Origin of the sequence: Modicisalibacter xianhensis, assembly GCF_900113605.1 — a bacterium.
In the GTDB taxonomy this organism is placed as follows: Bacteria; Pseudomonadota; Gammaproteobacteria; order Pseudomonadales; family Halomonadaceae; genus Modicisalibacter; species Modicisalibacter xianhensis.
The window spans coordinates 122,156-137,675 of record NZ_FOPY01000004.1 but is presented as its reverse complement, the minus strand read 5'-3'; the positions used below and the strand labels follow the sequence as shown (position 1 = coordinate 137,675).

20 protein-coding genes are annotated in these 15,520 nt (G+C 59.1%); 6 read left to right on the top strand and 14 right to left on the bottom strand.

The genetic code is table 11. From position 1 onward, the window contains the following. Window positions 1–109: 109 nt before the first annotated feature. From BM194_RS05600 to BM194_RS05565, 8 genes are all read right to left on the bottom strand, one after another. On the bottom strand, window positions 110–2,893 hold the full coding sequence (locus tag BM194_RS05600) for a sensor domain-containing phosphodiesterase (RefSeq protein ID WP_177223353.1): 2,784 nt from the start codon (window positions 2,891–2,893) through the stop codon (window positions 110–112). 281 nt (window positions 2,894–3,174) lie between these two features. Then, complete coding sequence (locus BM194_RS05595; protein ID WP_244890887.1) at window positions 3,175–3,552, bottom strand: flagellar protein FlaG; 378 nt, start codon at window positions 3,550–3,552, stop codon at window positions 3,175–3,177. Between the two features lie 81 nt (window positions 3,553–3,633). Continuing rightward, on the bottom strand, window positions 3,634–4,116 hold the full coding sequence (locus BM194_RS05590) for a hypothetical protein (protein WP_092844599.1): 483 nt from the start codon (window positions 4,114–4,116) through the stop codon (window positions 3,634–3,636). A 122-nt stretch (window positions 4,117–4,238) separates the two neighbouring features. After that, window positions 4,239–4,802, bottom strand: a complete 564-nt coding sequence (locus BM194_RS05585) for a FlgO family outer membrane protein (protein ID WP_177223352.1) — start codon at window positions 4,800–4,802, stop codon at window positions 4,239–4,241. A 16-nt stretch (window positions 4,803–4,818) separates the two neighbouring features. After that, window positions 4,819–5,502, bottom strand: a complete 684-nt coding sequence (locus BM194_RS05580) for a hypothetical protein (RefSeq protein WP_092844597.1) — start codon at window positions 5,500–5,502, stop codon at window positions 4,819–4,821. A gap of 91 nt (window positions 5,503–5,593) precedes the next feature. Next, window positions 5,594–5,818, bottom strand: a complete 225-nt coding sequence (locus tag BM194_RS05575) for a hypothetical protein (protein WP_092844595.1) — start codon at window positions 5,816–5,818, stop codon at window positions 5,594–5,596. A 3-nt stretch (window positions 5,819–5,821) separates the two neighbouring features. Further along, complete coding sequence (locus tag BM194_RS05570; protein ID WP_092844593.1) at window positions 5,822–6,172, bottom strand: hypothetical protein; 351 nt, start codon at window positions 6,170–6,172, stop codon at window positions 5,822–5,824. Between the two features lie 109 nt (window positions 6,173–6,281). Then, on the bottom strand, window positions 6,282–7,175 hold the full coding sequence (locus BM194_RS05565) for a flagellin N-terminal helical domain-containing protein (RefSeq protein ID WP_092844591.1): 894 nt from the start codon (window positions 7,173–7,175) through the stop codon (window positions 6,282–6,284). Between the two features lie 174 nt (window positions 7,176–7,349). On the opposite strand from BM194_RS05565, the gene BM194_RS05560 reads away from it, so the two are divergent. Further along, entirely contained in the window at window positions 7,350–7,577 is a 228-nt protein-coding gene (locus tag BM194_RS05560) for a DUF2835 family protein (protein ID WP_092844589.1), read from the top strand. Window positions 7,578–7,590: 13 nt separating this feature from the next. Here the strand turns inward: BM194_RS05560 and BM194_RS05555 are convergent, their stop codons facing one another. The 6 genes from BM194_RS05555 to BM194_RS05530 form a co-directional block, all read right to left on the bottom strand. Next, complete coding sequence (locus BM194_RS05555) at window positions 7,591–8,640, bottom strand: asparaginase (protein ID WP_092844588.1); 1,050 nt, start codon at window positions 8,638–8,640, stop codon at window positions 7,591–7,593. Then, window positions 8,640–8,903: a type II toxin-antitoxin system RelE/ParE family toxin gene (locus BM194_RS05550; protein WP_479691173.1), complete on the bottom strand. Its 264-nt coding sequence runs from the start codon at window positions 8,901–8,903 to the stop codon at window positions 8,640–8,642. Before BM194_RS05550 ends, BM194_RS05555 begins: the two co-directional genes overlap by 1 nt. A 5-nt stretch (window positions 8,904–8,908) precedes the next feature. Next, complete coding sequence (locus tag BM194_RS05545; RefSeq protein WP_092844584.1) at window positions 8,909–9,139, bottom strand: ParD-like family protein; 231 nt, start codon at window positions 9,137–9,139, stop codon at window positions 8,909–8,911. Window positions 9,140–9,222: 83 nt separating this feature from the next. Further along, window positions 9,223–10,440, bottom strand: a complete 1,218-nt coding sequence (locus BM194_RS05540) for an MFS transporter (RefSeq protein ID WP_092844582.1) — start codon at window positions 10,438–10,440, stop codon at window positions 9,223–9,225. An 8-nt stretch (window positions 10,441–10,448) separates the two neighbouring features. Beyond that, a complete protein-coding gene (locus BM194_RS05535; RefSeq protein WP_092844580.1) occupies window positions 10,449–10,961 on the bottom strand; it encodes a hypothetical protein in 513 nt (170 codons plus the stop codon). Window positions 10,962–11,005: 44 nt separating this feature from the next. Continuing rightward, complete coding sequence (locus tag BM194_RS05530; RefSeq protein WP_092844578.1) at window positions 11,006–11,512, bottom strand: hypothetical protein; 507 nt, start codon at window positions 11,510–11,512, stop codon at window positions 11,006–11,008. A 228-nt stretch (window positions 11,513–11,740) separates the two neighbouring features. Between BM194_RS05530 and fliD the strand changes: the two genes are divergently transcribed. The 5 genes from fliD to BM194_RS05505 are packed head-to-tail and all read left to right on the top strand — an operon-like array spanning window position 11,741 to window position 15,394. Further along, a complete protein-coding gene (gene fliD / locus BM194_RS05525; RefSeq protein WP_092844576.1) occupies window positions 11,741–13,114 on the top strand; it encodes a flagellar filament capping protein FliD in 1,374 nt (457 codons plus the stop codon). A gap of 12 nt (window positions 13,115–13,126) precedes the next feature. Further along, window positions 13,127–13,522, top strand: coding sequence for a flagellar export chaperone FliS (gene fliS, locus BM194_RS05520; protein WP_177223351.1), 396 nt, complete (start codon window positions 13,127–13,129; stop codon window positions 13,520–13,522). Window positions 13,523–13,527: 5 nt separating this feature from the next. Next, window positions 13,528–13,893, top strand: coding sequence for a flagellar protein FliT (gene fliT / locus BM194_RS05515; RefSeq protein WP_092844962.1), 366 nt, complete (start codon window positions 13,528–13,530; stop codon window positions 13,891–13,893). After that, window positions 13,890–15,116 (top strand): flagellar hook-length control protein FliK, encoded by a 1,227-nt coding sequence (gene fliK, locus BM194_RS05510; RefSeq protein ID WP_092844574.1) that lies wholly within the window; start codon window positions 13,890–13,892, stop codon window positions 15,114–15,116. The genes fliT and fliK overlap by 4 nt, the downstream gene beginning before the upstream one ends. Beyond that, window positions 15,113–15,394 carry an EscU/YscU/HrcU family type III secretion system export apparatus switch protein gene (locus BM194_RS05505; RefSeq protein WP_092844572.1) on the top strand — a complete coding sequence of 94 codons (282 nt, stop codon included), beginning with the start codon at window positions 15,113–15,115 and terminating at the stop codon, window positions 15,392–15,394. Before fliK ends, BM194_RS05505 begins: the two co-directional genes overlap by 4 nt. The last annotated feature ends 126 nt before the right edge of the window (window positions 15,395–15,520 follow it).

Here is a 15,520-nt window from a genome sequence, read left to right as displayed (position 1 = left end):
CGAATAAGACCTGAGCTAAGCGATTGAGCACTGCTCATAATGATCGACTTCCGACTTTTCTGCCAAACCGCCAGTGTTCGAAAGAGCACTGGCGATTTTGTTTGGGCGTTCAAAGGTCGAGTTCTTTTACCGGCAGATTGTAGGGAAGCTCGGGGCTGGGGCGGGCGAGCAGGTAGCCTTGGGCGCGAGCGCAGTTGAGGCGGCGCAGGAAATCGAGCTGGGCATGGGTTTCGATGCCTTCGGCGCAGACATCGCGGCCGAAACCACGGCAAAGCGTCAGCAGCGACTCGATGATGGCGCGGTCTTCAGCGGAATCGGGCAGGCCGGCGATGAACGACTTGTCGATCTTGACCGTATCGAACGGGAATTGCTTCAGGTGCGAGAGCGACGAGAAGCCGGTGCCGAAATCGTCCAGGGCGATACAGATACCCTGTTCGTACAGTGCTTGCAGTTGCTGACCGACCCAGTGGGGCGACTGGATCAGCGCCGTCTCGGTGATTTCCAGCTCGAGCACGCTCGTCGGCAGGTTGCGACGCTGCAGGGCCTCGATGACATGGTCCGCCAAGTGTGCATCGTCCATCAACTGGATGGCACTGACATTGACACTGAGGAAAAAGTCCTCCGGCAGGCGCTCCCGGTTGGCCTTCAGGTGATCCAGCGCCTGGTCGATGATCCAGCGCCCGACCTCGACCATCATGCCGCTTTCCTCGAGAATCGGAATGAACACATCGGGGCCGATGGAATCCAGCTCGGCATCCCGCCAGCGCAGCAGAACCTCCGCACCGATGGGCGCGGACAGGTCCGACAATAGCCATTGCGGCTGGAAGAACAGGTGGAAGTCGCCGCGTGCAAAGGCCCCCGACAGGCGCCGTTCGATCGTCTGGTGTCGGCTGGCCTCGTCGAGCATGCCGCTGATGTACTGGCGTACCCGGTTGCGCCCTTGCCGTTTGGCCCGCACCAGTGCGGCATTGGCGCGGCGCAGCAGTTCCTCGGGTTGCACCTTGCCGCCCGTGGAGGTGGCGAGTCCGGCGCTGACTGTCAGTTGCAGTCCATCGACTATCGAGAACCGATACTGTTCGACCTGCTGGCGCAGCCAGTCGGCGAGATGCACCGCGTTGCTGTCGTGCGGCAGGTTGACGCTGATGGCGAACTCATCACCGCCCAAGCGCCCGAGCAGGGCATTGGGATAACTGGCCAGCGCACTGGCCAGGGACTCGGCCAGCTCGCACAGTACCTTGTCGGCTACGGCCGTGCCATGTGCATCGTTGAGCCGCTTGAAGCGGTCGATGCCGCACACCAGCACCATTTGAAGCGGCGCCAGGTCGTTGGCATGTGGCGTGTTGTCCGCAAGCGAGTGCAGAAATCCCGCTCGGTTGAGCTGACGCGTCAAGGGGTCGTGGTAGGTGATCCAGTCGATTTCCTGCTGGGCCTTGAGCGATTCGCGCAGGTCCCGGGCGACAATCACATAGTTGGTTCTGCCCGAGCCCGGGTGCTCGATGCGCTGGACCACGGCTTGCACGGGCAGGGTATCGCCATTGCGGCAACGCAGGGTGGTGGTCAGCCTGATGGAGCGCATGTGTTGCTTGAGCGGAGCCAGGCGGCTGGTCAGCCCCTCGGCATTATGCGCATCCAGCAGCTCTGCCGGCGCCATGGCCTGAAACTCCTGATGAGTGTATCCCAAGTGCTCCAGCGCGCCCTGATTGCAGTAGGTGAAACGCTGCGTCTGCTCGTCGAAGATCAGGATCAGGTCCAGTGTGGCATCCAGCGTGGCGCGAAACTCCTCGAGGGTGGAGTGCAGCGCCGCCTTTTCCTGTTCTTCCTGCAGCGACAGCAACAATCGGCTGCCCACATCCATCAGCGGCTTGAGCAGCCACTGCATGCTGATACTGTCGAATCCTCCATCGCGGTTGGCTAGCAGCATCACGCCAATGTTTCTGTCACCCGAGACGAAGGGGATCATCAGCGCATTATCGAGCGGGGGATGATTGGCCGGCAGCTTCTCCATGATGGCGGCAAAATCGCAGCCATCGAACACCTGGATCTCCGATTTCGCGAAACGCCCGCCAGTGATGGCATCGATGAGGGGCAGACTCAAGCGGCGTCTGCCGTGCATGAAGAACTCATGCATCTTTTCGGTGACATCGCCAAACGACATACCAATGATCTCCAGTATTGGCGTCGTTTCGATGTGCTGCACCTCACCGACGAGCCCATACTGGCATTGCAGCAGGCGCAGCAGGTCGTCGAGCAACTCGAGCAGTGCCAGGCGCGGCGGCGTGCCAGCGAGATGGCGCTGTTCCGCTCGGTTGATCAACGCCTCGACCGTCGGGCGCAAGGCAGCTTCGCCCTGCGATGAGGGCGCCAGGAGGGGAAACTCCATGCCATGGGCGATCTCGATGGTCACCAGGCGGGCCAGGCTGCGTAGTGTCTCGGTTTCGCTGTCGCTGAGTTCACGGGGCGTATCGCTGATGATGCAGAACGTGCCGAGCGGCATGTTGCTGCGCCCATAGATGGGCGCACCCGCATAAAAACGGATATGCGGCGGGCCGGTAACCAGCGGGTTGTCCTGGAAGCGTTCGTCTTGCGTGGCGTCGTTGATTACCAGCAAGACGTTCGACTCGATGGCGTGCGCGCAGAAGGCCTGTTCCACGGGCGTTTCTTCGGCGTCCAGGCCGCAACGGGACTTGAACCACTGCCGTTTGTTATCGACCAGGCTGACCAGGGCGATAGGCACGTCGAAAAGCCGGCAAGCCAACTGCGTCAATGCATCGAAGCGCGACTCTTGCGGTGTGTCGAGCAGGCCGGTCGACTGCAGTGCAGCAAGACGCAGGCTGTCCTGAACACCCGCCCGGTGCCGAGCGCTGCTGTTAGGTGGCGTGTCCTGTTGTGTCATTGGTTTGCCCGGTCTGGTGTCTTCCATGCAGCCTTATCTACGTTCTGTCTAAAAATGTCTGCGCTAACCCATACAGCGTTAAAAATTGGCTCAAGATGCTCATTTATCCTCGTAAACTCGAGCGCGAGCCCGGTCCATCTTTCGTCAATTTTGCCTTGTCTGGCTATCGCTCGCCGATTTTTCAGGCAGAACGTAATTTCCAATCGGTTTTCCTGTTTATGGTTATCGGCAACTTGCGGAAAAACCGTAGGCCTCGTTCAGTCTTACCTGAATGTGCGGGCTCATGCTTTCAACTGTATCAATCGCCCCTGCATCTGCTCGAGCGATTCGGCAATCCGCAGCACTTCTTCGCTGGGAATCTGCCTGATAATCTCGCCACTGTCACGGTCGACGATACGTGTCACCACGCGCTGGCCCTGCGAAAATTCATGCAACTGAAACTCGACGCCGTAGTTGCGCATGACGTCGTTGATTCGCTGCACCGGCTCGAGCAGTTGACGATAATAGGATTCCGCGGCAGCGTCGCTGGCATTGACCTGCTCGGTAGCGAGACTGCCCGACGGAACTGGCAAGTGAGCGAGTACGCTTTCCAAACGCTGGTGGGGCGTCAGTCTCGCGACGGAGGATGGCGTGGCCGAGGTGTCTGGTGTGACTGACATGGCGGCAGCCTCGATGAGTGACGACGTCATACGATCCCTACATGGCTTGCGTGGAAGGTGAAACCGTTCGAGCGCCTGCGCTCACACGATGACTTCAACATGATGCGTGCCGGCATCGACTCCGACGCCGAGTGTCAGCAGCAGGGCAAATTCGTAACCCATCTGGGCCTTGTAGGCCTTCAGTTTTTTCACGTCCTGATGGTGGCCAAAACGGCTTTCGCTCTTGACGACCTCGATCAGCGCCAGGTTGTGCCCGGTGTCGCGCCGATGCACGGCGATATCGGGGTAAATAGTGCGCGCCTCGGTGGCTGCGGCATGCGTGGGCGTCACTACATGCTTCATGGCATGACACGGCGTATTCCAGCCGTTGTATTCGCAATCCACATCCCAGTCGGGCAGTTGCGCCTGCAGGTGAAGCGCAAGGCGAAAGGACAGGGCTCGCTCGTTGACCCTGGCGTTCCCGAGCAGGTAGCGGTCCCTGTCGATGAGCGAGTGCACGGCAGTGTCGAGTGCCCCGGTGAACGGATGGTGAGCCGATGCCTCCAGCGCCTGGGAAAGTGTCATTGTGCGTACCGTGAGTTGTTGTCGTTATCGAACATGCCTGCGCTGCCTCAGCGGCATCGCAGGCAGGACCCTGTCTTAACCATCGTTATCGGCAAGCGTGCCGCAAAATTTAGCGGGCCTGGTTACCAGGCGGTAGGCAGTAGCGCACGAATGTCCCGGTCCAGCGGCAACCTGATCGAGGTGGCGCCAAGGATGACGTTATCCCGCGCTCGCACGATGCGTACGTTCACGTAGGCGGAACGCTCCGCTTGCGCATAGGTGCCGATGAGCACGGCCTGGGCATCATGCGCCAGGGAAAGACGTTGCACATCACGGGAGAGCATCAGCTCACCGGTGTTCTGTTCGATGAATAGACTGTTGCGCATCTTCACTTCGATGACGGTCAGGCCAGCCTGAACAAGGCCCGATGTAAAGAGTTCCGACAGGGTACGGCCCAGCGTCGAAGAGCGCTGCAGGTCGTCGATATCGACGAACGTGGCTGCGATGATCGGCTTGTCAGGTGATATACCCCGTGTATTCGCCAGCAGAGTGGCTGAGGCTTCCTCGACCAGTTCGATCATGTGCGTTTCCGGTGTCTTGACGATCAGGGGCGCGGGATCGTGTGTGGCACAGCCTGCCAGGGAGAGCCCCAGCATGCCGGACAGGGCCAAGGCCAGAAAACGGTTGCGCCAAAGCGGGGTCGTCATGTCTCGCGGCTCCTTTTTACCAGCGATTGGTTATGGGAATCGTCTTGAGGAACGTTGATTCGTCGCGGTAATGCGCTTCGTCTTCCGGATTGATGTAGTACACGTTGGACGAAGAATAGAGCACGCGATTTACATCGATGACCTGGGTGGTGATGATCACCTCCTTGTCGGTCACACCTGCCCAGCCACCACTGAAGGCATCGACACCGGCGGCTGCCGGCACCAGGGCCAACGCCGGTTCGCTCCAGTGATTGATCGGCCAGGTTGCCACGGCAATGCCGGTGGCGATCGTCGTCAACGCGCCACGGGGCGGACGGATGAAATCGCGATCGTCGTGTTCCACGACCTGCACCTGGTAATCGACCTGGGCGGCACCGATCGGGTCGGTACGCACCAGGGCGCCGTTGGCGACCAAATGCGTGACGAGCATCGAACTGAACCCTTTGGCAAAGGGCGAGTCCTGACTGGCCTGCGATACGAACAGGGCTTGCCCCTCGAGGCGCGCACTGCGCGTGATCCGCTCGGCTTCGTAGGCGGCCAGCACCTCCCAGTGATGCGCCGCCTGCATCTTGCGCTGTTCGCTGTAGGGGTAGGTCGCTGCCATGGGGACCTGGGTGTTGTTGAAACCACAGCCGCCAAGCAGGGCGGCACCAAGCAAGGCCAGAAGACTACGAGGTCGAGTGAACAGCCGGTAGGGCATGGGAGACGCCTTCTTGAATCGCTAATACTGGAGACACTTTAGCGTTCTATCGGCGGGGCGAGGGGAAACTTGATCGTCGAAAGCGGGAAGGTTACAGGTCGAGCAGAATTTGCGTGTATTTCTGCTGCTCCTTGACCGAACGGGTATACAACTCGTGCAAGGCGAAGTAGTCATCAGGCTGGGACTCGTCGAAGCCGGCAGCCTCGAAACGCGCCATCAGCGCCTTGGCATCGCTGATTACCGACTCCAGTTCGCTGAGGATATGCTGACAATCCTCTACATCGAGCGTGTGATCGGCTTTTGCTGGCTCGCTCATTTATTATCCACCGGTTTGTATGGCGCGGGCGCGATCATAAAGCGTGTTGGCGCTGTGAATGGCAAGTTGCTCATGGCGATCCAGCGTCAGCGATACGTTACCGCTGCCGGTTGCTGCATCGTGTAGCTCCTTGGCATAGCGGGTCGTCAGGTGGTCCAGGTTCATGCGGATCATGGTGATTTCCAGCTCGAATTCCTGCTGGAGCAGTTCGTGACGTTGTCGAACCTCATCGCTCGTTGCCTGAGCGATGAGCTGAGAGAGTGTATTGTAGGCGAGATCTTCCACGGCTTTGAGCTTGGGGAGGACGTCGTCAAGAAGACACTTGGCGGTGACGTGATCAATGCTAGCCAGCATGGTTACTTCCTAAAAAGACAGGCCCCCGAATCGAGAGCCTGTTTTGAGGTGGGCAGGGCCGAAGCCCCGCCCGGTACTGCGGATGGTGCGTGTACCGCGATGCGTGGGATTAACCCAGCAGAGACAGGACGCCCTGCGGCACCTGGTTAGCCTGGGCAAGGACGGAAGTGCCGGCCTGCTGCAGGATGCCGGCGCGAGTCATGTTGGAGACTTCGACAGCGTAGTCGGCGTCTTCAATACGTGAACGAGCTGCAGAAAGGTTGGTAGAAGTAGAGGTGATGTTGTCAATAGCAGATTCAAGCCGATTCTGAGTCGCACCTAGGCCACTACGAGCTGTATCAACTGCGCCTATTGCAGTATCAAGAGCAGTCAGAGCTGCATCAGAGGCAGTAGCTCTGGCTGTACTATCTGCAGCGCCAGTAATCGCTGCAAAGGTAGTACCAACAAAGGCACCGAGAGTTCCTGAATTACTATCGTCGCCAAGCGGGTCCGCACTGAATGCCGTAGCATCTATTGCAGCAATATTAATTCGGTCGGAGCCAGAATCAGCGCCGACCTGGATCATGAAGTCCTTACCAGTACCATCTGTACCAAAAATTTGAGTGTTATTGAATTTAGAATCTTTAACGACCCGATCAATCTCATTCATACGAGCCTCGATTTCTTTGCTAATCGAAGCCATGTCAGAATCAGAATTAGAACTGTTGGATGCTTGAACAGTCAGCTCTCGCACACGCTGCAGGTTATCATTAATCTGGTTCAATGCGCCTTCGGCAGTTTGAGCTACAGAAATACCGTCGTTGGCGTTACGTGCTGCCTGATCCAGACCGCGAATTTGGGCAGTCATACGGTTGGCGATGGCCTGACCGGCCGCATCATCCTTGGCGCTGTTGATGCGCAGACCGGAAGACAGGCGTTCCATGGCAGTCTGCTGAGCGTCTTGGGCTTTGCTCAGGTTGTTCTGACCAATCAGAGCGGTAATGTTGGTATTGATCACTGACATTTGTGTATTCCTTCTTTCGAAACCTATCTAGGTCTTGGGGGCTCCAGTGGCGGGTAGGCTCTGTTTGCCCCTCTCGCCACAACGGCGCCGTTGGCCGTTACCCTGTATATCGTCGCTGGCGAAAAATGCTTTAGGGTCAAATGCGATTTTTTTGAAGAAGGCGGGTAATGGCGCATGCCAAGTATCGATGTGGACGTTCAGCTGTCGGCGAGTGAGTGTCTCAGGCATTACCGGGGAGAAGTACAGCAGGTGTACGCCTATAGCCTCGATGGGCGACGCGTACTGTTTCCTGCCAGGGCGCTGCGGCGCATCCTGCGCCGCGATGGGGTCAAAGGGGTCTTTCGGCTCGTCTTTACCGACGACGGGCGATTTGAGTCGATTGCCGAGCTGAGGCAGGGCTGATGTGAGGCAGGGCTTAGCGTTCGCCCACCAACGAGGTGACGAAGCGCCTGCGCTTTTCTTCCAAGGGCAGCGGCTGGGCAGTCAGATGAATCAGCTTGGTCATGGCGGATTCGGGTGTCATGGCATCGCCTGATAACACACCGGCTTCGACCAGCCCTTGGCCCGCGGCGTAGGTACTGATAGCTACCGGCCCGTGCGGACACTGGCTGATGGCTGCGATGAGTTTACCCTCGCCGGTGGCCTGGGCGAGTACGCCGATCAGTGCCGGGTCATCGGGGATGTTTCCGCTGCCCCACACCTCCAGCAAGGCACCGTGAACGCTGTCGTCGAGCAGCCAGGCGGCAAGCAGACGCGCCGGCATGCCTGGCCACAGGGCGACACGCACGACCGGTGAATCACCCAGGGCAGCATAGTCGGGCAGTTCGAAACGTGGCAGGCCGCGTTGCTGGGCTTCGAGCCCGCGGGACGGGTAGAGGATCGCCGCGCCATCCACCATCTCGCCCAGCAGCGGGTAATTGGGGCTGGTAAAGCCATCGAACTGATGGGTATCCCACTTGCGTGTGCAGACGCCGCGCATCAGCTTACCCGCGAAGCATACCGCGACTTCCTGAAGTGTTGGCTGCGCGGCGAAGCGCAAGGCCGCTTCGATATTGGCCAAGGCGTCGCTGTCTTCGGCTTCAAGGGGGCGTTGCGCGCCGGTGACGACGACGGGACGGTCGATGCCCTGCAGTTGATATGCCAGGCTAGAGGCCGTCCAGGCCAGGGTGTCCGTGCCGTGAAGGATGACGAACCCGGCGTAATCGGCGGAGGAGTAGTGCTCAACAATATCCCGTGCCAGCTGTTGCCAGTCGGCGGGTGTGGCGGCGCTGGAGTCGATCGGCCGGGTGGTTTCGTGTATCCGAAACTCGGGCAGCGAGGCCTGGCGATCTGGGGGTAATTGCGCCAGTGCCTTGCGCAGCCGCGACTCGATATCTCGGCCCGGAACAAGGCCTCGTTCACCCGGTACCATGCCCAGCGTACCGCCGGCATAGATGACAAGAATAGGGGCTGGGGCTGTGCTCATTAGCGTTTTAGGTCGCGATAGAAGTTTTCATGGCTGCCTAACATGAGCAGCGTCAAGGTAAGTTCGCCATCGTCGTAGCGATAGGCTAACAAGGTGAGCTGGCCGGTCATCTTGAATTTGTAGACACGAATGCCTGCCAGGTCGCCTACCTTGACGTCGCCAATGTCAGGCTCTTCGATCAGGCAGCGAATCGCGTTATCCAGGTCCGCTTTTTGACTACGCTTGAGTTTCTTGGCGGCCCGCTGGAAACGGGGCGTTTGCATCACCTTCATCGTTCGTTGGGGCCGAACTCGTAAGAGGTGAGCTGGCCGTCCTTGGCTTCCTGATCAGCCAGCAGTATTTCCTTGATGAAGGCGTAGGGTAGGTCGGGATTTTCCTCGGCAATCTGGCCGATACGAGACCAGTACTCGATTTGCTTGGGTGTCGAACGCTGGAAAACGTGACCATAGCGGCGTGCCTGATCAACGAGTTCATCGGATAGCTTGATACTGATAGCCATGGTGGGTCCTCACGCTATTTGGCGCATTATGGCGCGCAAGGTGGCATTTTGCCACCTTCTTTGTCAGGTCAAAGGCCATAGGCTTACCGGTGAACAGTGATCAGCCGTCCTTGCTCGTCCAAGTCGAGCTGACGCTGTCGGCCAGCCAGTAGCGAACAGGCCATGGCGGCAGCGACAAACGCCAGCAGCACGCCAGTCAGTGTATCGAGGCCGGTACTGTATTCCAGCAGGATGCCGACCAGTAGTGGGCCGGTGGCGGCGAGACTGTAGCCAATCCCTTGGGCCATGCCGGATAGCTTGCCGGCCAGGCGGGAGTTGGCGCTGCGCAGCACGATCAGTGTCAAGGCCATGCTGAAGCTGCCGCCCTGGCCCAGGCCAAGCAGAATGACACCCGGCCAGCGCCAGGCGAGTGGGGCTTGAAGAAGAATCACGATGCCTGCCGCCGTGCAACTGAGCAGCAACAAGATCGTCGGGCGTTGATCGCGACCCAGGCGCGCCAGCCAGGGCGCGGCGAGCGCTGTGATCAGCTGACCCATGACGGAGGCGGCGAGCAGCCAGCCCGCTTCGGCCTCGCCGAGGCCGCGGCGCTGCAACAGCACGGGCAGCCAACCGAACACGATATAGGCTAGCGCCGACTGGCTGCCCATGTAGCCAGTGACCTGCCAGGCAAGCGGGTTGCGCAGCAGGCGTACCTTGGGCATGGCCGGTGTGGTCGTGGTGGGGCGGGTTGGGCGAGGGTGCGGCATGCGCAATCGCCAGGCAACCAAGGCGAGGAAAGCCAGCAGGGCCCAACTCCCCAGCCCGAGTTGCCAGCTCCCCAAGGCATTGGCCAGCGGAATGCTGAGTCCCGCGCCAAGCGAGCCACCCAGGCACAGCGCCATGGTGTAAACGCCGGTGACGATATCGGCCCCCTGGGGTAGTTCGCGTTTGACCAGGGCGGGTAGCAGCGTCCCCGCGATGCCGATCGCGGCGCCGACGAGCAAAGTACCTGTGTAGAGTAGAAAAGGCTGATTATTGGCACGCAGTACGAGCGCGCAGCCTAGCAACAGCAAGGCCAGACTGAGCGTGCGCTCTGCGCCAACGCGCTGGATAAGCCATGGGGCGAGCGGGGCGAAGATGCCCAGGCAAAGCACGGGTAGCGTAGTCAGAGCGCCGATCGCCATGGCCGATAGGCCAATATCCTGCTGGATGCGTACCAGCATCGGCGCCATGGAAGACAGCGCCGGGCGCAGGTTGAGCGCCACCAGAATCATCAATGCCAGAAAAGGCGCGAGCTGGCGCCAGTTAATGGGTGCTGTCATTGCAGTCCTTATGAATGAGATGAGTCGTCATCCCTATCGACCAATTGCCACCCGGGTGTGGTATGGCCGAGTGGCTCGATAGAAACGAACTCGCTTCTGGTCCGCGGCGCTTCGGCCTTGGCGCGAATCTGGCTGGTGTCTTCCACACTGATTCGGCGGGTTTGACCCTGGAAGTCGACCGGCTGGCTGGTCAGACGCCCCTCGTGAAGCCAGCAGCGCTGGGGCACCCACGCAAGCTGCCAGGGGCGATTCTGCCACAGGGCTTCGTTGTCGTTGACGAGGCGAAACTCCTCCTCGGGAATCAACGTGGCGAACTGTGCCGAATTAAGTACGGCATCATTGCCCCCCATGCGCACCGGCCCCTGAAAGTTGCCTTCACGCAGCTGGCGAAGCGTTTCACTGAGCTTACTGTCGGCCATTACGCTGCCCTTGCCGCAAACATGCAGCAAGCCGTCGTCGATTTGCTTGACGACCCACAGCGAGACGTGCTTTTTGCGTGTCAGCCAGCCTGCGAGTCCCATTCAGTTGTGTCCGAAGCGAAGCGCCGCGAAAGTCAGTGGGATATTCATTGCTTCATCAGTTTGGCCAGATCGCCACGCACGCTATCCAAGAAGGTCACGAAGCGAATGTCTTGCGGCTGGTCGTGGCGGTCGATTCGGCATCCCATGGTCATGCTGCGCTTGACGAGGATTTCATCGAAGATTTCCAGTGTGACTTTGCTGGCAGGCTTGCTGCCTGGCTCGATGGCGCCATCCTCGAGCGTGAAGGATTCCAGCAGGGTGGCGCGGACACGTGTCGTGCCCCCCTCGGCGAGGACACGGCGCACGAACAGCCAGCCTTCGCAGGCAAGCGACTCGCCGTTGTCGCGCTTGCGCTCGAAAAGCGTGCGATAACAGGCGTTTTCCTTGGCACCCTTGTCAGCCATGCTGCGGTAGGCTTCAGTGACACGGCTGGCCATGGCGCCCGAGTCGGCCAGCTTGCGCAGTGCGGCGGCATGTTCGCGCTGCAGCTTGTCTTGGCGTTGGAATGTCTGCCAGCGGCGGTAGTCGGCAAACAGGTTGGTCGAATCCATGACGGCTTCCTTGGTGTCTGTTCTGCAATGGGCATCGGCCTGGCTCGGTCGCGCCACGAAAAGCCCCTATGATGGCGCACAGCGTTAGCTCTGTCACTGACCCCTGCTTTTACCCTAAAGCCCAGTCCATTTTCGCCGATACAGTGAAATGAATAGCTATCGCCAGCCTTTTCGAGACGTCGGGTTCTCCATGGGCTGGTAAAAAGGCCTCATGAATAGGGGAGTCGCATGGCGAGTATTGCTTCACTGGGTATCGGTACAGGGCTGGACCTGAATGGCCTGCTCAATCAGTTGCAGTCTGCTGAAAGGCAAAAACTGACCCCGATCGTCCAACAGCAGAAAAGCTACCAGGCAAAGATATCCGCTTATGGCAAGTTGGAGTCCGCTCTGACAGAATTTCAAGAAGCCACCAAGAAACTCAACAAGGCCGATACATTCCAGGCCGTGACCAGTAGTGTTACAGGCGATGGGGTAACTGCTGCGGCCGGCACGGATGCAGTGCCGGGTAGTTATACTGTAAATGTGGCCAAGCTGGCCAAGGCGCAATCACTGGCGACTGGAGGCGTTGCGGATAAGACTGCTCAGATTGGTACCGGCGCGGGAACGATTTCCATCACCCAAAATGGAACCACACACAACATCAGTGTTGCGGATGGCGCCAGCTCGCTCGAGGACATCCGTGATGCGATCAATGGTGAAGGAATTGGCGTTACCGCCTCGATAGTCAATGTAGGAGGGGATAAGCCACATCGCTTGGTGCTGTCTTCCAAGGAAACCGGAACAACATCCACGATGGAGATTAGCTCGACAGACAATACAGCGCTGGATGATCTGCTGCACCATAGTACAACCAGTTCTCGTCTAACAGAAACAGTTGCGGCACAGGACGCGGAGTTAACAGTCAATGGACTGGCCATCACTAGCCAGTCGAATCAGCTAGAAGAAGCCATTCAAGGCGTGACGCTGAACTTGGTGAGTGAAGGTAGCACCTCTACGATCAATGTCGTGCAAGACAGTGAAACCATCACTGCTGACGTTCAGGCCTTCGTTGATAGTTACAACTCCCTGCAAAAGACCTTGGATACGTTAACGGCATATAACGCTGCTAGCGACAGTGCAGGGACTCTACTTGGCGATTCCACTACTCGAAGTATTGACAACCGACTCCGGAGTGCCATGAGTGACTCGCTGGGTACGGGTACGCTACAACGGCTCTCCGACATCGGTATCGACCTGAAGCTCGATGGGAGCCTCGAGCTTGATGCGGATAAACTTAACGGCTTGCTGGCTAGTAGTCCGGCAAGCCTGAGCCAATTCTTCAGTGGCGATGAAGTGACTGATGGTTTTGCGGATAAGCTTGATGCTGTTATGGAGCCCATGCTGAAAAGCGACGGGATTCTCGATACGGCAACTAGCGGGCTGGAAAAGAGTATTGACTCCCTAGGCGAACGTTACGACAGGGTGGAAAGCAGTATCAATGCCACCATCGAGCGTTACCGAAAGCAATTTGCGGCAATGGATTCTCTTGTTGCTCAGATGAACTCGACGACAAGTTACCTGAGTCAGCAATTCGAGGCCATGAATGCCCAGTTGGGCCAGTAAGGGAGGCGTGAAATGAATTCCATGCGTGGTGCCGGTGCTTATGCCCGGGTAGGGGTCGAGTCTGCAGTAATGTCGGCATCGCCCCATCAGTTGATCGTCATGCTGTTCGAGGGTGCCCAGGCATCGATTCGGGCGGCCAAGCTGCATATGCAGGCGGGTAATGTGACGGAGAAGGGCAAGGCGCTCTCCAAGGCGATCGATATCGTCAATAACGGATTGCTGGCGGCGCTGGATCGGGAGAAGGGCGGCGATATCGCCGACAATCTCGGCTCGCTCTATGATTACATTAGCCGCTTACTTCTACAGGCCAATCTACGCAATGACGAGCAGCGTCTCGACGAGGCGGCGAAGCTGCTTGAGGACATTAGTTCTGCCTGGCGTGAAATCGCCCCGCAGGCAAGGAGTTAAGCTTGATGACGGCGGCAAACGAGGTGCTTGCAGGCTACGAGAAGCTGCTGCAGCGCTCTGCGCGGATGCTGGACTGGGCCCGGCAGGGCGAGTGGGCGCATCTCGTGCAGGAAGAATCCGTATATGTGGTGGCGGTCGAGGACTTGAAGCGCCTGGAAGCAGGTTACACACTGGATTGGGCGGACATGCAAAGGAAGGCCGATCTACTCGAACGTATCCTGGAGCAGGATGCCGAAGTGCGTCAGCGCCTGGAAGCCCGCCGGGATGAGTTGAGTGGACTCATCGGCGACACCCGCCGCCGTCGTGACATGTCACGGGCCTATGGATCCGTGGCAGGCAAGCCCACGCCAATCGATCAAGGGCGTCGGTGAGCGGTATCATCACGCCGATTCTCGACACGCTTCTGCATGAGGTGTTGGGCAAGCGTGTCGAGACGCAAGCCCATCGGGAAATGCTGGAGCCGGTCAAGCCGCTTTCCCAGGGGCACGCTCCCCGGGCGGTGCACAGTGACTCCCGGCTCAATGCCGAGCAGGCGGCGCTCCAGCGCCAGAGTGCGATAGGCGACCGTCCATCTGCGCTGCCAGGTTCGGATTCCTCGTCCCTGGCACCGGCCTCGACGCGGACCCATTTCAGTGCGGCGGCGCGCAGCATTGCCGACATTCTGGTCAAGTTCCCGGCGCCGCCTTCCGTGGTCAAGTCCACCGCACCGTTGGCGGCAGCCGGCGAGTCGGTCGAGCCTGCCCAGCTTGCCTCACGGTTGCGCCAGAGTATCGAAACGTCAGGCCTGTTCTACGAGTCCCATCTGGCCCGATGGCACCGCGGCGATATGGCACGCTCGCTGCTGGAACGTGAACCCCAGATGCAGTTTTTCTTGCAGCGACCGCAGCCCTCCGCTTCTTCCATGCCGGTAGAGGGGCAGGATCGAGGTCTTCTGGCTGGCAGCCGTCTTGAACTGGGCGGGGCACCGGGACGGATTCAGCCCCAGGTCCCACCTCATGCCCAGTCCCCGCTGGTCTATACGTCATCGTCGTCCGCTCCCGCCGTGATGCAGGGCGCCCAGGTCCCGGCGGCGCCAGGAGAATCGCAACCTGCCCAGGGGCAGACAGCCAACCTGGCGGACGATGCCATGCAGGAATCACCGCGGCCATCCATTTCGGGCAGCGATGGGCGGGCGGACGATGCGTTACAGGGTATCGTGCGGCATCAGCTTGAACTCATGGTCACGCCAACGCTTCGCTGGGAGGGCGATCTCTGGTCGGGGATGTTCATGGCGCTGGCGATTCACGTGCCCGAGGCGATGGATAGGCAGGGAGGAAAGGGTGGTGAGCCCAGCGGTGAGGGAAACGACGACGAAGAGGCTGTCTGGCATAGCCAACTGACATTACAGCTACCTCGTTTGGGTACGCTGGGTGTCAATGTCTATCTCAGAGAGTCGTCGTTGAACATGACGCTGGAGTGTGCCGACACTGCCAGTCTCGCCACGTTGCAGGCAGCAAGCCAGGATCTCGAGACCCGCCTTGGCCGTTGTGGCCTGTCTGATATCAAGGTCAGTATCTTGCCCCGCCGCGAGGCATCAGAGGGAGACGCGCCGTGAGCAAGGAACGAGAGTTACCCAGCAGGCGCCGCCAGGCCGTTACCTTGGCCTATCAGGGGGGCGATCGTGCGCCTACCGTGCTGGCCAAGGGGTATGGCGAGTTGGCAGAGCGCATTGTCAGCCAGGCCCAGGCACAGGGAATTTTCGTTCACGATGCGCCGGAACTCGTCAGCCTGCTGATGCAGGTCGATCTGGATGCACGTATTCCGCCTACATTGTATCAGGTCATTGCAGAACTTCTGGCCTGGGTACATGACATCGATTCTCAGCAAGAGTGACGTTGCGTTGAAGTGGTTTTGTAACGTTTAACGAACCATTGGGAATTTAACTTTTGTACATTGTGACTAAATGTATATAAAGAAAAATATCCTTTGCGATACAGCAGGTTAGTCAAGCATTCTTGC